19 protein-coding genes and 1 tRNA gene are annotated in these 16,900 nt (G+C 46.0%); 4 read left to right on the plus strand and 16 right to left on the minus strand.

The features are described from left to right. Window positions 1-15: 15 nt before the first annotated feature. Window positions 16-1,113 (minus strand): tRNA epoxyqueuosine(34) reductase QueG, encoded by a 1,098-nt coding sequence (queG, locus tag ICN10_RS01450; protein WP_216211677.1) that lies wholly within the window; start codon window positions 1,111-1,113, stop codon window positions 16-18. Window positions 1,114-1,156: 43 nt separating this feature from the next. Between queG and tsaE the strand changes: the two genes are divergently transcribed. The 3 genes from tsaE to ICN10_RS01465 all read left to right on the plus strand — a co-directional run bounded on the left by tsaE (window position 1,157) and on the right by ICN10_RS01465 (window position 3,217). Beyond that, complete coding sequence (tsaE, locus tag ICN10_RS01455; RefSeq protein ID WP_216211679.1) at window positions 1,157-1,690, plus strand: tRNA (adenosine(37)-N6)-threonylcarbamoyltransferase complex ATPase subunit type 1 TsaE; 534 nt, start codon at window positions 1,157-1,159, stop codon at window positions 1,688-1,690. A 17-nt stretch (window positions 1,691-1,707) separates the two neighbouring features. After that, on the plus strand, window positions 1,708-3,054 hold the full coding sequence (locus tag ICN10_RS01460) for an N-acetylmuramoyl-L-alanine amidase (protein WP_216211682.1): 1,347 nt from the start codon (window positions 1,708-1,710) through the stop codon (window positions 3,052-3,054). An 87-nt stretch (window positions 3,055-3,141) separates the two neighbouring features. Continuing rightward, window positions 3,142-3,217: transfer RNA gene (locus ICN10_RS01465), tRNA-Lys, on the plus strand. A 174-nt stretch (window positions 3,218-3,391) separates the two neighbouring features. Here ICN10_RS01465 and ICN10_RS01470 read toward each other — a convergent pair. The 4 genes from ICN10_RS01470 to ICN10_RS01485 form a co-directional block, all read right to left on the minus strand. After that, a complete protein-coding gene (locus ICN10_RS01470; RefSeq protein WP_216211685.1) occupies window positions 3,392-4,726 on the minus strand; it encodes a TrbI/VirB10 family protein in 1,335 nt (444 codons plus the stop codon). A 26-nt stretch (window positions 4,727-4,752) separates the two neighbouring features. Next, complete coding sequence (locus tag ICN10_RS01475; protein WP_216211687.1) at window positions 4,753-5,718, minus strand: TrbG/VirB9 family P-type conjugative transfer protein; 966 nt, start codon at window positions 5,716-5,718, stop codon at window positions 4,753-4,755. Between the two features lie 10 nt (window positions 5,719-5,728). Next, window positions 5,729-6,400 (minus strand): VirB8/TrbF family protein, encoded by a 672-nt coding sequence (locus tag ICN10_RS01480; protein WP_216211689.1) that lies wholly within the window; start codon window positions 6,398-6,400, stop codon window positions 5,729-5,731. An 82-nt stretch (window positions 6,401-6,482) separates the two neighbouring features. Then, window positions 6,483-7,397, minus strand: a complete 915-nt coding sequence (locus ICN10_RS01485; protein ID WP_216211693.1) for a hypothetical protein — start codon at window positions 7,395-7,397, stop codon at window positions 6,483-6,485. Window positions 7,398-7,555: 158 nt separating this feature from the next. Between ICN10_RS01485 and ICN10_RS01490 the strand changes: the two genes are divergently transcribed. After that, window positions 7,556-7,717 (plus strand): hypothetical protein, encoded by a 162-nt coding sequence (locus ICN10_RS01490; protein ID WP_216211696.1) that lies wholly within the window; start codon window positions 7,556-7,558, stop codon window positions 7,715-7,717. A 46-nt stretch (window positions 7,718-7,763) separates the two neighbouring features. Here the strand turns inward: ICN10_RS01490 and ICN10_RS01495 are convergent, their stop codons facing one another. The 11 genes from ICN10_RS01495 to ICN10_RS01545 form a co-directional block, all read right to left on the minus strand. Beyond that, window positions 7,764-8,141: a hypothetical protein gene (locus ICN10_RS01495; RefSeq protein ID WP_216211699.1), complete on the minus strand. Its 378-nt coding sequence runs from the start codon at window positions 8,139-8,141 to the stop codon at window positions 7,764-7,766. Between the two features lie 19 nt (window positions 8,142-8,160). Next, window positions 8,161-9,438 carry a type IV secretion system protein gene (locus tag ICN10_RS01500; RefSeq protein ID WP_216211703.1) on the minus strand — a complete coding sequence of 426 codons (1,278 nt, stop codon included), beginning with the start codon at window positions 9,436-9,438 and terminating at the stop codon, window positions 8,161-8,163. Continuing rightward, window positions 9,438-10,145: a hypothetical protein gene (locus ICN10_RS01505; protein WP_216211704.1), complete on the minus strand. Its 708-nt coding sequence runs from the start codon at window positions 10,143-10,145 to the stop codon at window positions 9,438-9,440. The genes ICN10_RS01500 and ICN10_RS01505 overlap by 1 nt, the downstream gene beginning before the upstream one ends. A gap of 42 nt (window positions 10,146-10,187) precedes the next feature. Continuing rightward, on the minus strand, window positions 10,188-12,671 hold the full coding sequence (locus ICN10_RS01510) for a transporter (protein WP_216211707.1): 2,484 nt from the start codon (window positions 12,669-12,671) through the stop codon (window positions 10,188-10,190). Beyond that, window positions 12,668-12,991: a conjugal transfer protein TrbD gene (gene trbD, locus ICN10_RS01515; RefSeq protein WP_216211709.1), complete on the minus strand. Its 324-nt coding sequence runs from the start codon at window positions 12,989-12,991 to the stop codon at window positions 12,668-12,670. The genes ICN10_RS01510 and trbD overlap by 4 nt, the downstream gene beginning before the upstream one ends. Then, window positions 12,981-13,277: a hypothetical protein gene (locus ICN10_RS01520; RefSeq protein WP_216211711.1), complete on the minus strand. Its 297-nt coding sequence runs from the start codon at window positions 13,275-13,277 to the stop codon at window positions 12,981-12,983. The genes trbD and ICN10_RS01520 overlap by 11 nt, the downstream gene beginning before the upstream one ends. Further along, a complete protein-coding gene (locus tag ICN10_RS01525) occupies window positions 13,277-13,612 on the minus strand; it encodes a TrbC/VirB2 family protein (protein WP_255536779.1) in 336 nt (111 codons plus the stop codon). Before ICN10_RS01525 ends, ICN10_RS01520 begins: the two co-directional genes overlap by 1 nt. Before the next feature lie 66 nt (window positions 13,613-13,678). After that, window positions 13,679-14,227 carry a signal peptidase I gene (gene lepB, locus ICN10_RS01530; RefSeq protein ID WP_216211717.1) on the minus strand — a complete coding sequence of 183 codons (549 nt, stop codon included), beginning with the start codon at window positions 14,225-14,227 and terminating at the stop codon, window positions 13,679-13,681. Window position 14,228: 1 nt separating this feature from the next. Then, on the minus strand, window positions 14,229-16,163 hold the full coding sequence (locus ICN10_RS01535) for a type IV secretory system conjugative DNA transfer family protein (protein ID WP_216211720.1): 1,935 nt from the start codon (window positions 16,161-16,163) through the stop codon (window positions 14,229-14,231). 43 nt (window positions 16,164-16,206) lie between these two features. Further along, window positions 16,207-16,656 (minus strand): hypothetical protein, encoded by a 450-nt coding sequence (locus tag ICN10_RS01540; RefSeq protein WP_216211723.1) that lies wholly within the window; start codon window positions 16,654-16,656, stop codon window positions 16,207-16,209. A gap of 33 nt (window positions 16,657-16,689) precedes the next feature. Continuing rightward, window positions 16,690-16,875 (minus strand): hypothetical protein, encoded by a 186-nt coding sequence (locus ICN10_RS01545; RefSeq protein WP_216211726.1) that lies wholly within the window; start codon window positions 16,873-16,875, stop codon window positions 16,690-16,692. Between the last annotated feature and the right edge of the window lie 25 nt (window positions 16,876-16,900).

Below are 16,900 nucleotides of genomic sequence, written 5' to 3' on the forward strand. Positions count from 1 at the left end.
AAAGCTTGTGGCAATTTAAGCTGACCGCGCATTTTGACCTAAGGCCCACTCAATATGTTCAGCCACTAAAGGATCGGCACTAGGAAGCGCTGCGTTTAATGCTTCAGTAATGGCGCCCTTCTCAAGCCCGCTAGCCAAAGCATTGCCCATGGCCACAGCCAGATTACGGCGCCAGCGGCTGTAACCAATTCGACGAATAGCGCTACCTTCATGGCGTTGCTCAAACTCAGCTTCAGTCCAGGACCATAGTTGCAATAGGGTCGCCTGCCCTAAGCCATGACGTCTTGCAAAGTCTGGCAACTCTGTACGTTTAGCAAATTTATTCCAAGGGCAAATGAGTTGGCAGTCATCACATCCGTACACCCGATTACCCATAGCTTGTCGAAACACAACAGGAATAGCGTCAGGATTTTCAATGGTTAAGTAAGAGATGCATCTTCTCGCGTCGAGTTGATAAGGCGCAGTGATAGCTTGTGTCGGACATATATCGATACAGGATGTGCAAGTACCACAGCGCTCTTCAACTTCCCCGTCAATTGGTAATGGCACATCTACCAAGATCTCACCCAAGAAAAAGGTAGAGCCAGATTCTCGATTGAGCAAGAGTGTGTGCTTGCCGCGCCAACCTAAGCCTGCTTTGCGTGCCAGCTCTACCTCCATCAATGGTGCTGAGTCTGTAAATACGCGATAACCTAATTTACCAATGCGCTCTTCAATCAGCTGGGCAAATTCTTGTAAGCGATTACGCAGTACCTTGTGATAATCGCGCCCTCTGGCATACATCGATACCACTGCTTGCGTAGGATCTTCTAATCGTTGCCACTCAGCATCAAAATCCGTCTCAGGCGGAAGGTAGTTCATTGACACACAAATCACGCGCACGGTGCCGGGAACTAAAAGCTCAGGATTGGAGCGCAATTCTGCATGACGTTGCATGTATTCCATTTGACCGTGACGACCTTCTGCCAACCACTCTTTCAAGCGTTCGGTCGCAGAACCTAAATGGGTGTTGGTAATGCGTAAGCCATCAAACCCCAAGGCCATAGCCTGGGTATTGAGCCAATCGCGCAGATTGGGCTCATCCAAGGTTTGAGGGCTGGTAGGTAAAGGCATATGGAATACAGAATGTATCTTAATAATTGAATAAACTAGGGGAATGGCTCAAACACAGGCAATCCAGACCCCGCTCACTGCAATTGATCTCTATTGTAGGCAGGAAGCTGACACTGCCTCTCTTGCGAAGCAGCTAGCCGCTAGTTTTGAGAAGTTTCTGACTAAGCAATCAGGCTCGCATCTCAATATCTCCCTAGAGGGCGATCTAGGTGCCGGTAAAACGACATTTGCCAGATACCTTATTCAGGCAATGGGTCATGAGGGCAAAGTGAAGAGTCCTACCTATACATTGTGTGAGCCTTATCCACTGCAATTGAAAGATCAAGCAATCACCGTTCACCATTTTGACTTGTATCGCATGCGCGATCCACTGGAATGGCAAGAGGCAGGATTTGCTGAACACTTTGATGTTCCAGGAATTTGCCTCATTGAGTGGCCAGAAAAAGCGGAAGGTACTTTGCCAGGTTTTGATATTCAGATTCAGCTAGCAGCGGGCGCAGATGAAAACGAGCGCGCTATTAAGATCAATGCATTGACTCCATCTGGAGTAAATGCTTTAAAAGAGATTCGGCAATAGTTATTTGCTATTAATACATGAGTAATCAGAAAACCAATCTCTCGAAAAGACAAACCCTCAAGACTTCAGCGAAGTTCTTGAGCTTTGCTTTATTGCTCACTGAGGTTGATATTGCCTGGGGCGCCAAGATATTGGGCGTGCGCGTATGGCCTTCTGAGGACTACACCCGCGTAACACTGGAATCTGATACGCCACTACCGATTACACAACAGATTCTGACCAATCCAGATCGCTTAGTGGTTGATGTACAGGGATTGGAACTCAACCCCACTCTCAAAGATTTAGTAGCTAAAGTAAAACCAAACGATCCTTATATCTCGCAAGTTCGAGTGGGGCAATTTCAGCCAGGAATAGTGCGTTTGGTGTTTGATCTCAAAGAACCCATTAAGCCGCAACTCTTTACGCTTGATCCAGTGGCTGAGTACAACTACCGCATGGTGTTTGACTTGTACCCCACCACCCCACCGGATCCACTCATGGCTTTAGTGAGAAGCAGCGCTAAAAAAGAAACCGCTCTTGAGAAATCCAATGAAGAAGTGGATTTGATTGCGCAGTTCGCAACCAAAAAAGAAAAGGAGCTCGCCAAGGTTCCGGCAGCCCCTGTTGCTCAAGCCATACCCGAAACCAAAGAGTTGCCAGCACCAGCCAAATACAAGCGCTTGATCACCATTGCGATTGATCCCGGTCATGGCGGGGAAGATCCTGGTGCGATTGGTGCAGCAGGCTCCAAGGAAAAGCATGTCGTTTTAGCGATCGCCAAGCGTCTCAAAGACAAGATTGAAGGTGAAGCGTATATGCGCCCTTTCTTGACTAGGGATGGTGATTACTTTGTGCCTCTGCATGTCCGAGTACAAAAAGCACGCCGTGTTGAAGCAGATCTCTTTGTATCGATTCATGCAGATGCCTTCATTGAAAGAAATGCTAGAGGCGCTTCCGTCTTTGCACTCTCGCAAATGGGCGCTAGTAGTACCACTGCACGCTGGATGGCCAACAAAGAAAATGCTTCCGATCTGATTGGCGGCATCAATATCAAGACACAAGATAGGCAGGTTGCTAACTTACTATTAGATATGTCGACGACTGCCCAGATTAAAGATTCCTTGCAGGTGGGCAACTCCATCCTCAAGCAAATTGGTGGATTTGCAGCCCTACATAAACCGAAGGTAGAGCAAGCCAGTTTTGCGGTTTTAAAGGCCCCAGACATCCCCTCAATCCTCGTAGAAACCGCTTTTATTAGCAATCCTCAGGAAGAGGCCAGATTGAACGATGACAGCTACCAGGATCGCATTGCAGAGGCGATTTTGAGGGGAATTAAGGAGTATTTTTCCAAAAATCCACCGGTCGCCAGACGGGTAAATTCATAAGCCACTTGTAACTACAAGGGCTGACGGGCAGACCCCGCAAACCCGAGGATGGCCTACAAACTTCTTGCTATAATTTATGGCTTAACTGGGTCGGTAGCTCAGTCGGTAGAGCAGCGGACTTTTAATCCGTTGGTCGCGAGTTCGAATCTCGCCCGACCCACCAGTATCTATAAGGCTCTCCGGTTCATAACCCGAGAGCCTTTCTCTTTCTTATTAGACACTTTATTAGACAATTGTCTAATATACAGTGGTTAGGCCCATACAGCGCCTGGGCTCAGACCTCACATCCCAGTCCCACTTGGATACCAAACCCTAGAGTTTTGTCCTCATGAGAATCTTACTTATAAGCTGGCAGAATCATGGTTTTATTAACCATTACATTAAAGGCAAAGCCTGGAGCAATAACTAGTGTTGGTGCAATATTTAAATTCTTGTTGACCATATTTGTGCCAACAGTATTTAACTGCGCTGAGGCGCTACCAGCAGCCTGGCTCCCAGCGCTAGCTGAATTTAACACGCTCGTGTTTTGAGGCTGGGACAGCTGCGCTGCAACCCCAAGCATACTCACGAGCATTGCGCTACCAAAAATCCGGAAATAGTGATTGTCTACGGAGTCATAAAGACCTGATTGCCCTAAACCATCAGCACCGACCATTCCTTGCAAGTCAATGCTATTGCCGTTCGGGTAGATCAATCTGTTCCAAGCAACTAGAACCCTCTGTTGTCCATATGAAACAGAACTGCTGTATTGGCCAATAATCTTTGTACCTTGAGGTATTAAAACAATGTGCTCATTTCTGCTGTCGTAGACGGTTTGGCGCACCATAGCAGTTACTGTGCCCGGAAGATCGCTATTAATCCCCGCAGTAGTCACTGCAGGGATCACACTTCCCGGAAAGAGCTCTTGCTTGCCCTGGGGCGCAGTAAGACCGCTTGTTAAGTAGCCATTCTCTGATTTTTTTTGGTCACCAATAAAAGACAGATTTTGCGTTTGTGGATATACCCCATTCGGTCCTGCCCCACCGTTTGCATTTACAACGCTAGCCCTGGCAACCTCAGCTGCAATGTTATTCAAACGAGTGGGATCAGATAAGTCCGATCCTATTGAGGAAGAAGTGCGCTGAGGTGAAGTATCTGTTGAAGGTTGACCGCCACCCTGAGTAGTGGTGTTGACGAAGGTTGCAGCATTTTTTGCGCTAAGAGCAGCTGCAAATCTGGCCTCTTCTACTTTAAAGCGTTGTTCTTCTTGCCAAGTCTGGTAGTTCTCAAAAGCTGTTTTTACTCCTGTAGTGGCTTGAGGAGTAGTTGCGCCAGCAACTGGGGAGCCATTCAAATTGCTAGGAGTTTTAGATGGGTTCGTGTCAGAAATTTCCTTTAATTTTTTTTCAAAAGCCCTTCGTTCCATCAAGTTGGTATCAGGCTCATTCTTGCCAGCCATATGCTTGGAAGCGTCGGCACCGCTAGCTGGGCCTGTAGGCTCATTACCCGAAGTCATGATTCCAATCATCATGCCCGTTACCAGTAGACCGATCAATACAAATGCCGCGGCTTTAAAGCGTTTAGACAGCCTGGCACCAAGTTCAGATGCAGGTGTTCGTAATAGAGGCGCTTTAGAGGGCGCTCCTACATCAGCGGTAAGTTTGTCATCACTAAAGAGGTCGTTTGAAGGCATGGTATCTGATGTTTTGTGAGGTGTATTTACTGTGTATTGCGCGCGCAGGTTACCGACCGATTTCCATCCTTGTTTCCTACAATTAGTTTTAATTTGCTTGGGGTACCATCCACTACAAAGTAGCCTTTTGTTGGATCGTAGCGATGGTTAATTAATTCGGTCGATCCTGTGGAGATATTAAAAATAGCTGGGGCATCGCCATTTTTCATTGATGCCGGCATCTGAAGATAGAGGTGGCCATTCCCAGAAAATACTCGGCTGGGCATAAAGTCATCACCGCCACTACTATCGCAACTATAGTTAAAGTCAAGATTAGCTGGATCAATCTTTCCTGGTGCCAAAGAGCGTGATAACTCTTCATTTTCGTTGTGATTAAAGTGCGTAGTCATTTCTGCTGCATCATAAAAACCAACTTGTGGTTGGTACTTTGTGGCACTCGACTCCAAAATAAGGTAATAGACGCGCTGGCGGTTGGTACTCACCACTAAATTGGTTCCAATGCCAGATTCGGTTGGCTTAATAATGACGATTGGACTATCGCCCGCTTGGGATGTTTGTACAAGCCATCGCACCGAATCACCGATGCTCAAATTATTAATTTTTTCACCAGGCATCAAGGTCACCACGCAAATATGTAGAGGCGCACATGTAACCGTTGGTTGTGATTGACCGTAAGGAAAGAGTACCCTGCCCTCGCCGGCTGCCAACCCTTGTGCGGGTTTAGCTCGCGAAGTTAAAGGTCTAGCCTTTAAACCCGTCTCTATTGGCATGGACTGCACAGGCGGTTCTATGGTGGCTGATGGATGGGTTGCGGATTGCGTTTGTCCTGGCGCCACCGCTGGGGCGGTCTCGGGAGATGCTTTAACAACGCTAAGATCTGGCACTTTTGGGGCAACAGGGTTGTTTGCACTTGCTCCAGTCACCGCGAAAACTAATGCAATACAAGCAACTGCAATTGCGGTGCGGCGATTTATATTGATGATTATGTTCATATGCGTCTAATTAACTCTTAGGTGTAAGAATTTGGGTCCACGAAACAGTTTGTAAAAAAATTCCAAGGGGGTTGGCCAAGATAACTTCTGGGGTTTTAGCTAGAGCAGGATCGATACCTGTGGTGACATTAGCTTTCCAATGTATTGGAGCTTGGGGCTGGCCATCGATAGTGGTAACTTCATTCCAGTTGATTTCAAAAGTATCTTTACTGATTGGCAAAACACTGGTGATGTGTACGTTGACAGTCTTGCCGCCAAAAGGTGGGTTTGCCGAGTACTCAGTAGTCAAGAACTGTGCTACCTGATTACTAGCCATCGCATATGTTCTATTAATTAAAGTTTTTTGAGCGGCCGCATCAGGCAAGACCGTTCTGGCACTCCAAAGCCAGTTTGCTACCTGAGCAACAAGTACGCGCTGTTCTACAGATTTGGTGGATGGCTGCGCTAAAGCAATGGGACTGCCCAAAGTATCAAGAGTCACTACCATCGGCTCAATGTGCGATCTTGACCCCATATAAATCACGCCAGCAACAGCTGCGAGGGTAATGCCGGCGGAAATAAGAGCGAAAACTCGCCAATGATGCGCTCTCGTTAGCAAATCACCATAACGCTCATCCCACTCTCGGCGAGCATTTAAGTATGGGTTGGCGATGGCGCCTTGAGTTGAAGATTTCTTAGTCATCCTAGGTAGTCCAAAAGTGGTTCTACCTATAATGCGCGGGGTGTTCACCCCTCCTACTATTGATGTTGGGGAGGAGGAGCGCTTAAAGTCCTAGCTTATGTTGAAGTGGCGCTCGATGATCGTGTATGCGCGTAATCGAGTACTCCATCTTCAGTCCATTATCAGTAATGGTTTGGACGCGTCGTAAATCCACAACCAATACATCCCCCTTGCCAAACCGTTCGGCACCAGAATTAATCTTTTCGATGAAAACAGGGTCGGCGATCTCCGCAAAAAAAGTGCCGCTACCATCACTAAAACGCCACTTGTTATCATCCTTAAACGCAATCGACTCAATTTGTAGCAGGATATTTTCCGCAATTGAATCAGATACGACATCAGCATCGGATTCAGGGACCTCGAACCACTGAGCCTCCTGCTTGCGAATTACTTCGGTCGTTGATCCATCCTTACCTGATGCAAAGATATCAATTCCGTCGCGCTCAAGAGGTTTGACAACACTAGCCAGAGCTTTTCTCACTACGCGGCTTTGATAAAGTTTTCCCGCAACGAGGTCAACTTCGAAGGTTTCTGAGATTGCTTCTTCGGCAACCTCAAAAATCACATGATCGCCACTGGTTTGGATGGACGATGGCTTTCGTCCACGCAACCACTTGATGACACCAATAAGCCCCGCTCCTGGGACACCTATTAGCCCTAGGGCTTCAAGAATGGACTTAAGGTTTGAAATCGCAGAAGCTTCTGGACCTGACAAAATTGAAACGATCTGATCTGTAATGCTTTGAATGGCAATTAAATCAACGCCGAATGAACCGCCTTTGAAGTTGCCTTGGACGTTAACTTTGACGTTACCGGAATTTGGAAAAGCAACCTTATTAGCCTCCTCGAGCATATTAGAGAGCGCAATTAGGGCTGGCGCGAGCTCCCGTATATCCATTTGGTGGCTATTTAATGCTGGCCCATCATATTTAATTGAGAAGTGAACTGTAGTACTCATGCAAGTAATTATACGGATCGAATGACTGTACCAACGACGAAATTATTTTTTGGTAGGAGGGTAATTACTAATGCATAAATTATTGTCATGTCAACAAAATACATAGATGAAACGTTATTAAAGTAAGAGCTAACGATGACTAAGAAAAGGAAATTATCATGAGCATCTATCTAAAATTATTAATTGCTTTGATTGTGGCTGGCTTGGGTTACGGGGGCTATTATAGTTACTCAAAATACGAAGACAAGCAAGAGGTGCAAAAGGCAAAAGATGTTAAGGAAAGAATAATGAACGGAACATTATCCAAAGGTATTTATTAGGCGCTACCATAATGATATTTAGAGGCAGCCATATGGCTGCCTTTTTCTATTTGAAAATTTCTTTTTTATCGGAAAGTTTTGGGTAGTTCTCCAACTTAAAGAAACCGTTTCGAATCTGCGAGTAAGTTCTAAATTGCGGTGGCCAGTTTTCTACAGAACCCTTTGGCATCGCCAGGTAAAGCCAAAAGGCTAGGCCCCAAAAAATGAACGTAATCATTAGGCAACTAAAAGCCAGAAAGTAACTAAAGGGTGGCACCAAGTTCACAACGCCAATACAAAAAAACAACCCGAAAACTCCATTGGCAAGCGAGAGTAGCTGGAGTTTTCTTACTGACATTGGCTTTTGTGTAGCAACATCATTTTGTGTTTTAACTGCTTGTTTAAATAGCGTCATTGCCGCTTTAAATTCTTTAGAAATAAACATCTCATCTCCTGATGGAAAATTAACCGCCGTGATTGCCGCTGTTGATATCTACGCCAGCGCCCGTTTGGCCTTCATGCGAAGCCATGCCCCCTAAACCTTGATTTAGTCTATCCATTCCACTTCCAAAGGTACTGGCGCTTCTACTTTGGTTTGGTGCGCTTGGTGCACCGCCTATTGAATCGGGACCCAGGCCTGTACCCGGAGTATTGGAGGGTGAGGTTAAGGAACTTAACCCAGACATGCTATCGACACCACTAGTGGTGCCTGGGATGCTCGTTAGTTGCGTAAGTCGCTCAAGCGCAGCCTTACCTCCAGCGGAAGCCCCCATGGCTGCTCCACCTGCCGCCATAGCTGCGCCCGCTACAGCACCACCTGCAGCCATTCCTGCTCCAGCAATCCCGCCAAGGGATGTACTAACTGATCCACTCAGCATTCCCGATGCCATTGCCGGAATTTGGAGACAAAGGATTCCATAAATAAGGATGCTGAAGGAAAGGCCCAGGACTCCAGCTGGTCGCTGGTCGCTGGTCGCCGTTAATGTTTGTATGCTTGCAATAGCTACATCACTAATTTTTGGGCCTAGGCTAGCCATAGCAAAAATGAACATCAACTTAACGCCGATGGAAATTAAGTACGAAGGGTATTTTTCTGCAATGGATTTTGTTGCTGGAGAGCCAAAAAAACCGAGCATTACTACACCAATAGGCGCAATGATGGCCAATTCCACTTGAGTTAATAAAAGTTGAAGAGCGATGATCGCAAAACCAGCTAACGCGCACATTGCGGCAATAACTAAGCCAAAACCCAATATGATGTCATTACCTATACTAGTAATACTCCCCGACGCTAGATTTTTCCAAACGCCTAGCATTGCATCAGCAAGATCAACTCCAAGCCCCATCATTTGGGATGGACTGGTAACTACAGTACCACTTGCACCAGCAAACCCCCTGCCCATCACCATGAAGGTGTCAGTTACCTGGGGAACCCATGTAGGTGCTAGGCCAATAATCGTAAAGAAAAAGGCCAGCCAAAAAATTTTGATGATTAACTTTCCGACTAGGGCTGATATATCAAGCCCTTCAAAAATCAAGCTCTGAACCGCCCAGAACGAAAGTGATAGCGGGGACAGGCCTGCAAAAATCAGAAAAGCATAACCTTGCGCAACCTTCATCCACCCTGCAGTGGCACCTACGTATGTTTGTAAAATTCCATCCAGGAGGCCGATGGCCATTACATTTGTACTGAGTCCAATCAAAATAAAAAACGCTAGCGTTGCTTGTATTTTATTTTTCATCAATAAACACCTTTAGCAAGCGACCCATTGAGAACACGGGAACGTATGTTGTTGTCATTAACGTCCTTGGCTTGATCTGCTGCCATTTTGTCAAGCATCACTTGAGATGTTGATTGAATTGTTTGATGAAGCGCTGCAATTTGATTGGCTTGTAACGCTGCAATTTGATTGGCAGCTTGAATGGCTTGTAATTGACCGACGGCGGACTGACTGGCTCCCTGCGCCATCTCAACACCAGAACTTGTTAATCTAAAAATTTCACCAGACTTGTTATAAACCTGCATCACACCAGCCATTTGAGACTGGTTATTACTAACCCAACCTTGAAGCTTTTGTTGATAGTTTGTAATGACACCCGTTGGGTCTCCAAAGGCGGACTTAATCTGAGCCGCTGTTGACATTGACTTATACGCTAACCCCTGCGCCTGACCAATAATGGAAGTCATCTCATTAATTGGGCCAGATACCGTATTCCATGCATTTTGTCCAAGTGATTGAAGATTCTTAGCGCCTTGCGAAACCATCTGCAACTGAGCCTGTACTTGCTGTATTTGCTGCTGAAGCTGGGCGGAAAGTTCGGCTTGTTGAACGATTTGCATTCCTACAGAGGCTTGCCAAGCCATAGCCTCTGAAAATGGTAAGCAACCAGTCAAGCCAAAAATTAGCGCTGAGCGCATCCATACCCTGCGGGCGTTCTCATTAACCATAGGTTTCTCCAAAAAGGGCTCTACCTATAATGCGCGGGGTGTTCACCCTGCTTCTGTTATGGCACTGGCGGCAAAGCATTCCTTCCACCGGGTTGCGGCACTGGCCTGTCCCCGCTCTACAAGCCATTGCTCCGGCCAACTAACCCCGCATTGATTCTGAAGTTCACGAACCCGCAAAATATCCTCTTTGCCGGCTGATCCAATAAAGGCTAAATCAACACCGGAAAGACCTAATTCAAATAATCGACGACCGTTAGGCTGCAGTATGTAGTACTGCCGTTTTCGAACAGCTTGAGACAAAATTTGGATTTGCCGAGCATTTAACCCCATGCGCTCATAAAAGGGCCTACTGTTATCTGTCATTGCCTCGGGATTTGGCAATAAGATTTTTGTGGGGCAGCTTTCGTAAATAACATCAGCAATTCCCGAGCTATCAAGATCACTCAAACTTTGTGTAGCAAAAACTACTGCCACGTTTGCTTTACGTAGGACCTTTAACCACTCTTTTATCTTCGCTCTAAATACCGGATGGCTAAGCATAATCCACGCCTCATCGAGCACTAGCACTGTTGGGCGACCTTTAAAACGCTGCTCAAGTCGATGAAAAAGATAAGTTAACACCGGAAGAACTAGCTTATCCCCCTTTCCTAGCAGATGCTCCATTTCAAATACTTGAAATGGATTGCTACCTAAACTGTCAGATTCCGAATCCAAAAGCGAGCCAGCCATTCCCGAAAGTGTGTATGCATGCAATGCATCACGAAGTGTTTGATCCTGTAGGGTAAGCAAGTAATTTGATAAAGTCCGCTGGTGCATCCGATCGGTCGACTGACCAAGCTGCACAATAGATCTGAAAATCTCCTTACGGCGCTCCGGAGTGATAACAACGCCCTGAAGCTCTGCGCACGATTCAATCCATTCGGCTGCCCATGCCTGCTCAGCCGGCTCATCAACTCGGCCCAATGGACAAAAATTGAGGTCTGGACCTTCACCTGCAATATCGTAATGCTCTCCGTTTGCAGCGTTGACGAGCGGGTACAGAGAATACCCTTTATCAAACGCAAAAACTTGCGCATTTGGATAACGAAAATGTTGCGCTACCACCAAGCCAATTAAGGTTGATTTACCAGATCCTGTAGGACCAATAATGGCCGTATGCCCTAAATCCCCATCATGCAAACAAACCCGAAAAGGCGTGTGCCCATCGGTCTTTGCATAAAAGAGCGGTGGACTATTTTCTGGATAAAACGGGCAAGGATTTTTATCAGGACCCGCCCACAACGCAGTAGTTGGAAGAAGATGTGCGAGGTTAAGTGTATGTATTAACGGCCTGCGCACATTTGCAGTCGTGTTTCCAGGCATAGATCCAACAATAGCTTCAACGGAATTCACATCTTCAATCCTCGCTGAGAAACCTTTGTTGTTGATTAACCTAACGACTTCCCTTGATATTTCATCAAGCTTTTGAGGATCTTCATTTGCCAAAAAAATAACGCTTGTGTAATAACCAAACAAGACTTGCCCAGACGAGGCCTCAGCCATGGCTTGCACCGCATCCATTGACATTCGATCAGCATCTGTATTGATATGAGTTGCTTGGCCGCCAGAGTTTTCCCGCAAGATATTCATCATGCTTTTTCTTTTTTGAGCCCACTTGCTTCGGTACTTACCAAGAACCCTATCGGCTTGCGCCTGGTCAAGGTAAATAAAGCGGTTGCTCCAGCGATAAGTAATGGGGAGCCGCGATAAGAAATCTAAAATTCCAGGACTACTTTGACCAGGAAAGCCGGTAATTGCAATTGCAGCTACAAAACGTCTATCAATTCGCGGTACGAACCCAGTTACCAAGTCGTGATGCCCAATTACTGAATCAAGGTACATCGGTATTTGAGGAAGATGCATAGGTACAAAGTCTTCCGCAAAGGCTGCGCACTGCTCTAGATGCCCCAGTAGCGGGCTGGTTGTTATCCCGGTGGCATCGTCAGTTGTGTCGAGCATTCGGTCAATACGTAAAAGATGGCTTAGTCGACCCTCAATAACATCAATCTGCTCTTTAAAACGTTCTAGGTTTCGAGTAGCTGTCCCAGCACTCCTTCCATCTACAAACAAAGCAGCTGCCTTATTTGCGCTATCGGGTATAGGCCACCAGGTGACAGTTAATATAAATCTACTGGAATAACCAGCCGCGGCTCCCGAGTATGAAAGACGCCTTACATCGTCCATGAGCATAGTAGTTGGGTCCGGGAAAGCCCCTTCGGGGGCGTAGCCAGGCGATGGGCTTCGAACAGCATCGCAGTGTATTACCCATCCATCACCCAATTTGAGAGCACTGTTAATTTGTGCTGACATAGATAGCAGCTCGGATTTAGTAGATGAATCAAGATCTGGCCCATGGTATTCCCAGCCAGCAATAAGGCCGCCACTTTTAGTCAAAACAATACCGTTATCGACCAATGCCGCCCAAGGCAAAAGGTCAGGGTAGCTGAGTAGGTTGGTACGAAAATCCTTTAACCCAAAACCGCTCATTCGACCTCCCTGATTTTTGCGAATGGTGTTGCAGTTGCCGGGTAGTGATGTCGGTACCGTAGTGATCTAGGCCCCGTCTTTGATAGCTGCGGATCAAATTGAGCGGCTTTAACCAGGATCCAATGACCTACCAGCCAAAGTGAAATTCCAATTGCAGCAGCCCAGACTTTTGCTAGTGAAAAGATAAAAATTCCAGCGATGGTTAATAACATTAAAACCAACTCCCTTTCGCCACCCATAAAAAGCAAAGGCCTATTAAGTGATTCATGAATAATGCAACCCGGGTCCGACTCTTCTCCCGATCTTTCCTTAGTGCTCATGGCTAGCTCCTCTATTTTTTATTAATAAAATCGCCACGTGGTTTAGGGCGTCCATAATCTTGTTCTCTGAAAACCCACTTCTTAACAAACGCTCAACGAATTCGCGCGTATAAGCGGGTAATTCCGCTTCAGATACTTTTTTTTCAGAGTCCACCTGCAGCCACGAATCCATCTGCCTAATCGTGGCCAGTATTTGATCTTCCGCATATCCCGCAGCCACAAGTTTTTGCAAAAAAGCTCGCGCCTCTTGTGCAAGTTGATGCAATTCAACAGAGGTCTCTTTCATTAAATGAGCAAAGCCCCTGTTAACCCAAGGGCCGCCAGAAACTTATTCCCCAGGATCATGATAGAAACTGCCAATACCAGATAAAGTAACTTCTTTACAACCCCGCTTAGGTCATCACCGCCAAAGGCTAAGGCAAGGCCTGCAGCCAAAAAACCTAGAGAGCCAACCGCAACCGCTACTGGGCCCGTAAGATTATTTTGGAGTGTTGTTAGAGACGAATCCCATGGCAAGCTGCCAGAACTATTGGCATGAGCAAAACCATAAAAACCCATCAACAGCGAAAAAGTGAAAAAAGTTTTAAGTGGTGAATTATTAAATAAGTGCTTAGGGAACATGCTTTTCTCCATTAAGGTTAGTGAGGAAGAGTCCTCATACCCTTAATGCGCAGGGCGTTCACCCCACTAAAGCAGCTTTACAGCAGTGCCTTGTATTGTTTCTATCGATATCGGGCCAAAGTAACGCGAATCAAAACTATGTTTTGCCAAACTTCGCATATGGCCAGAGCCGAAAACCCAATACATCCCTTCAGGCAGGGTCTGCTGATACCCCATACAAGATAACCCAGTAGCGGCGCTGCAAGTAGTTTGATTTATCAATACTCCATTAACCACAACGCCGGCTGCTAGCACTTGGACATGATCCCCAGGCACTGCGATGATTTCTTTTAAAAAGGGCAGCGCTCCGGAAGAACAGGAGTCGCCCTTGGGCAAATTAACCTCTTTTGGCAATATTTCTTTTGGAAGACAAAAAATCACTTGATCCCCTCGCTGGAATTTTTCGGGGCCTGAGTGAATCTTATAGACGCCAAGAGGCATACTTCTAGTGAAGTTAATACGGTACCCCTGGTTATAGGCCAACTGCAAGAAGATATAAAAAGAAACTAGTAATAGCGATGGAAATCCGAGATAGAGAAAGAATCGCCGCCCCAACAAGAGTTTGTTGGCAAGCATTTTATTGCCGGCCGGTGTTATCAGCAGCGCCAAGCTTTACGCGAGCAACAAAATTAGCATCTTGGTAGTACTTAATCTTTTGACAATAAATTGGTGCATTGCCGGCAACAAAAACAATCTCATCAGACTCGGGAAGGCGAGTACACTCGTCCGCCGTTAACAGTGGCCTTTGCACAATCTGCTCGCTCGTGTTGACCTGCCCCAGCATCATCGATAACCGATTACCTGAATACTGCCTCTGCGAATGACTTACAGTGGCTTGGCCCGCCATCTTTGAGAGCACCTCTGCGGTCTCGATTTTGTTTGGTGCATAGGCAATCCGAATATGGCAGTTACTAATAATGGATTCATCTTTGCCATAAGCTGCGTTCAGTTGACTTAAATCCTGAACAATTAACAAGGCTTTAAGACCATAGCCCGCTATGAAGGCTAGAGCCTCTTGGAAAATATCTAACTTACCAAGGCTTGGGAACTCATCAATTAAAAGCAGGAGCTTATGTGGAAACTTACTCTTACCTGAGCCATCCGCATTAAATTCCATACCCTCCGTTAATCGCCTCACCACTTGATTGATTACCAGGCGCAATAAAGGTTTAAGACGATCTTTATCGCTAGGCGGGACCACTAAATACAAGGAAGTTTTAGGGTACTGGGGGATGCCATCTACTACGGCACCACCCATCAATGACTCCAATGAAAAATCAGAGAAGCGGGTATTGTCTGCAACAATCGGATCGCGATAAAGAGATAAAAAGGATAGCGCAGTGGAGAGAACGCCGGAGGCTTCATTAGGCGCTTTATTGAGATATGACTGAGTAGCCTGAGCTACAGCACCCCACCCCACCTTGTAAAACTCTGTAGTGGATTCATCTTCTAGCTTTTGATTGGCAGTGTCCCGAATATAGGTCATCACCGCAGCGGTGCCCTCTTCAATCTTCTCTGAGCGCTGCTCCTTGTCCATGGCCGCATTAAATTCTTTGGCCATGTCATCTGCGATTTTTCGAATAGGGCCACCATCAGACAGAATTGCTTGAACCGTTTGAAGACATCGATTAGGGTTATTTTTGGGGTAATAAAGCAGGATAAATAAAAGAACTCCGGTCATCAAATCAAAACCTGTTTTTGCCCAGTGATCATTAAGACCCTTACCATCTGGATCCACAATCATGGTGCTGATGTTTTGAACATCCTTGACTAAATTTCCATCCATCCGAATTTCATCTAATGGATTGAACCGCGCCGAACCTGGGTCAGTTGGATCAAACTTAATTACACGCTGACCTAGTATTTTTTGGCGGAAACCAGAAGTTAACGCCCAGTTCTCCCCCTTGATGTCATGGACTACCACCGACTCATCCCAGCTTAAGAGGGTTGGAATCACAATACCAACACCTTTACCAGATCGGGTAGGAGCAAATACCATCATGTGCTCTGGACCCTTGTGTCGTAGATAAGCAATCTTTCCCTTACTTTCAAACGCTCCAAACAAAACCCCACCTTTGTTTTTCTCTGAAGCAAGCACCCCTGCAGCTTTTGCTTCATCAGGGCTGGCCCAGTGGGCAGAGCCGTGCAGATCATTCTTCTTATTTTTTTGTCTTTTTGATCGGCGGTAGGAAACCATTAATGGCAAAACCAAAGAAGCAACCCCGCCAGCAGCCAAAATTAATTGCGCGTTTATTAGCACGCTTCTTACAAAGGGTCCAAATTTAGGGTTATTTAAATTCCACATCCATATCAGCACGTCGAAAGGAAAATAAATTGATGCCATAATCGGCGCACCCAAATGAGGATCATAAGCAAATGCGTTCGCTACATATTGCGTCGCGGCGCTGCAGCTTAAAACAACAATCATGGCGAAAGTGATGATTGGCGCCATCGAAAAACTTGACACGTCATGTCTGGCATCGGGAATGTTGTAAAGACTATTAGTGGTCATGCGCGATCCTTAATTGGGAATATTGCTTGAATCAAAGAAGGCCTTAGTTAATTTCAGGCCCTTGCTTCGTCTTATTTTTTGACTTGTTTTGATTTTGAATGGGCAACTCATTAACTGGTGACCGCACCACGGATGAGGACGTAAAGCTTCTTACCGCCTGCTCAGGTTCGTTGCCAACCCTCTCAATAGAAGGAGTAGTAGACTTGCGTGAATCAAATCGCAAAATTTCATTTATTTTATTTTGAAGTGATTTAAGCGCTGCTTCACCTAACTCTGTAAGCTGACCATCAGGAGTGGCCAAACCTCTATCTGGATGTGCGAGCATATCGATCTGAATAGGCTGCGCCACACCCTTTTGGGTATCAATAAGAGCCTTGCCGCCAGAGTTCGGATAGTCTTGAATTAACTTGGATAAAGCAGCTTCAACCCGCATATGTTTTTGACTGGCATCGCCATCATCATTTGAGTATTCGGGGGTTAATTTATCATTCATATATATGCGCTAAATAGCGACGTTCTTTTAAAATCAGTCAATGCCAATATCACCAAATAAACTCTCAAGTTTGGCGAACCCAAGAGTGGTTTCTATTTCGGGCAGCTCTTCTGATGGCTGCAACCTTCTTAATGTCTGCTCAATTTCGAATTGATTTAGGTAGTGAATAGAGCCATCAACTACTAATGCATAAATTCCGCTATTAATTACTTGAATCAATGACCCTGTGCCCAATGAATTTGAA

It is taken from the genome of Polynucleobacter sp. 86C-FISCH (assembly GCF_018882415.1).
Taxonomy (GTDB): domain Bacteria; phylum Pseudomonadota; class Gammaproteobacteria; order Burkholderiales; family Burkholderiaceae; genus Polynucleobacter.

What these genes read in the sequence shown, in the direction of transcription:
- ICN10_RS01480 (WP_216211689.1), bottom strand. Translation starts at nt 6,400, where the DNA reads ATGACTAAGAAATCTTCAACTCAAGGCGCCATCGCCAACCCATACTTA.
- ICN10_RS01460 (WP_216211682.1), top strand. Translation starts at nt 1,708, where the DNA reads ATGAGTAATCAGAAAACCAATCTCTCGAAAAGACAAACCCTCAAGACT.
- ICN10_RS01470 (WP_216211685.1), bottom strand. Translation starts at nt 4,726, where the DNA reads ATGCCTTCAAACGACCTCTTTAGTGATGACAAACTTACCGCTGATGTA.
- ICN10_RS01540 (WP_216211723.1), bottom strand. Translation starts at nt 16,656, where the DNA reads ATGAATGATAAATTAACCCCCGAATACTCAAATGATGATGGCGATGCC.
- lepB (WP_216211717.1), bottom strand. Translation starts at nt 14,227, where the DNA reads ATGCTTGCCAACAAACTCTTGTTGGGGCGGCGATTCTTTCTCTATCTC.
- trbD (WP_216211709.1), bottom strand. Translation starts at nt 12,991, where the DNA reads ATGAGCACTAAGGAAAGATCGGGAGAAGAGTCGGACCCGGGTTGCATT.
- ICN10_RS01475 (WP_216211687.1), bottom strand. Translation starts at nt 5,718, where the DNA reads ATGAACATAATCATCAATATAAATCGCCGCACCGCAATTGCAGTTGCT.
- ICN10_RS01490 (WP_216211696.1), top strand. Translation starts at nt 7,556, where the DNA reads ATGAGCATCTATCTAAAATTATTAATTGCTTTGATTGTGGCTGGCTTG.
- ICN10_RS01505 (WP_216211704.1), bottom strand. Translation starts at nt 10,145, where the DNA reads ATGGTTAATGAGAACGCCCGCAGGGTATGGATGCGCTCAGCGCTAATT.
- tsaE (WP_216211679.1), top strand. Translation starts at nt 1,157, where the DNA reads ATGGCTCAAACACAGGCAATCCAGACCCCGCTCACTGCAATTGATCTC.
- ICN10_RS01495 (WP_216211699.1), bottom strand. Translation starts at nt 8,141, where the DNA reads ATGTTTATTTCTAAAGAATTTAAAGCGGCAATGACGCTATTTAAACAA.
- ICN10_RS01520 (WP_216211711.1), bottom strand. Translation starts at nt 13,277, where the DNA reads ATGAAAGAGACCTCTGTTGAATTGCATCAACTTGCACAAGAGGCGCGA.
- ICN10_RS01485 (WP_216211693.1), bottom strand. Translation starts at nt 7,397, where the DNA reads ATGAGTACTACAGTTCACTTCTCAATTAAATATGATGGGCCAGCATTA.
- ICN10_RS01510 (WP_216211707.1), bottom strand. Translation starts at nt 12,671, where the DNA reads ATGAGCGGTTTTGGGTTAAAGGATTTTCGTACCAACCTACTCAGCTAC.
- ICN10_RS01500 (WP_216211703.1), bottom strand. Translation starts at nt 9,438, where the DNA reads ATGAAAAATAAAATACAAGCAACGCTAGCGTTTTTTATTTTGATTGGA.
- ICN10_RS01535 (WP_216211720.1), bottom strand. Translation starts at nt 16,163, where the DNA reads ATGACCACTAATAGTCTTTACAACATTCCCGATGCCAGACATGACGTG.
- ICN10_RS01525 (WP_255536779.1), bottom strand. Translation starts at nt 13,612, where the DNA reads ATGTTCCCTAAGCACTTATTTAATAATTCACCACTTAAAACTTTTTTC.
- queG (WP_216211677.1), bottom strand. Translation starts at nt 1,113, where the DNA reads ATGCCTTTACCTACCAGCCCTCAAACCTTGGATGAGCCCAATCTGCGC.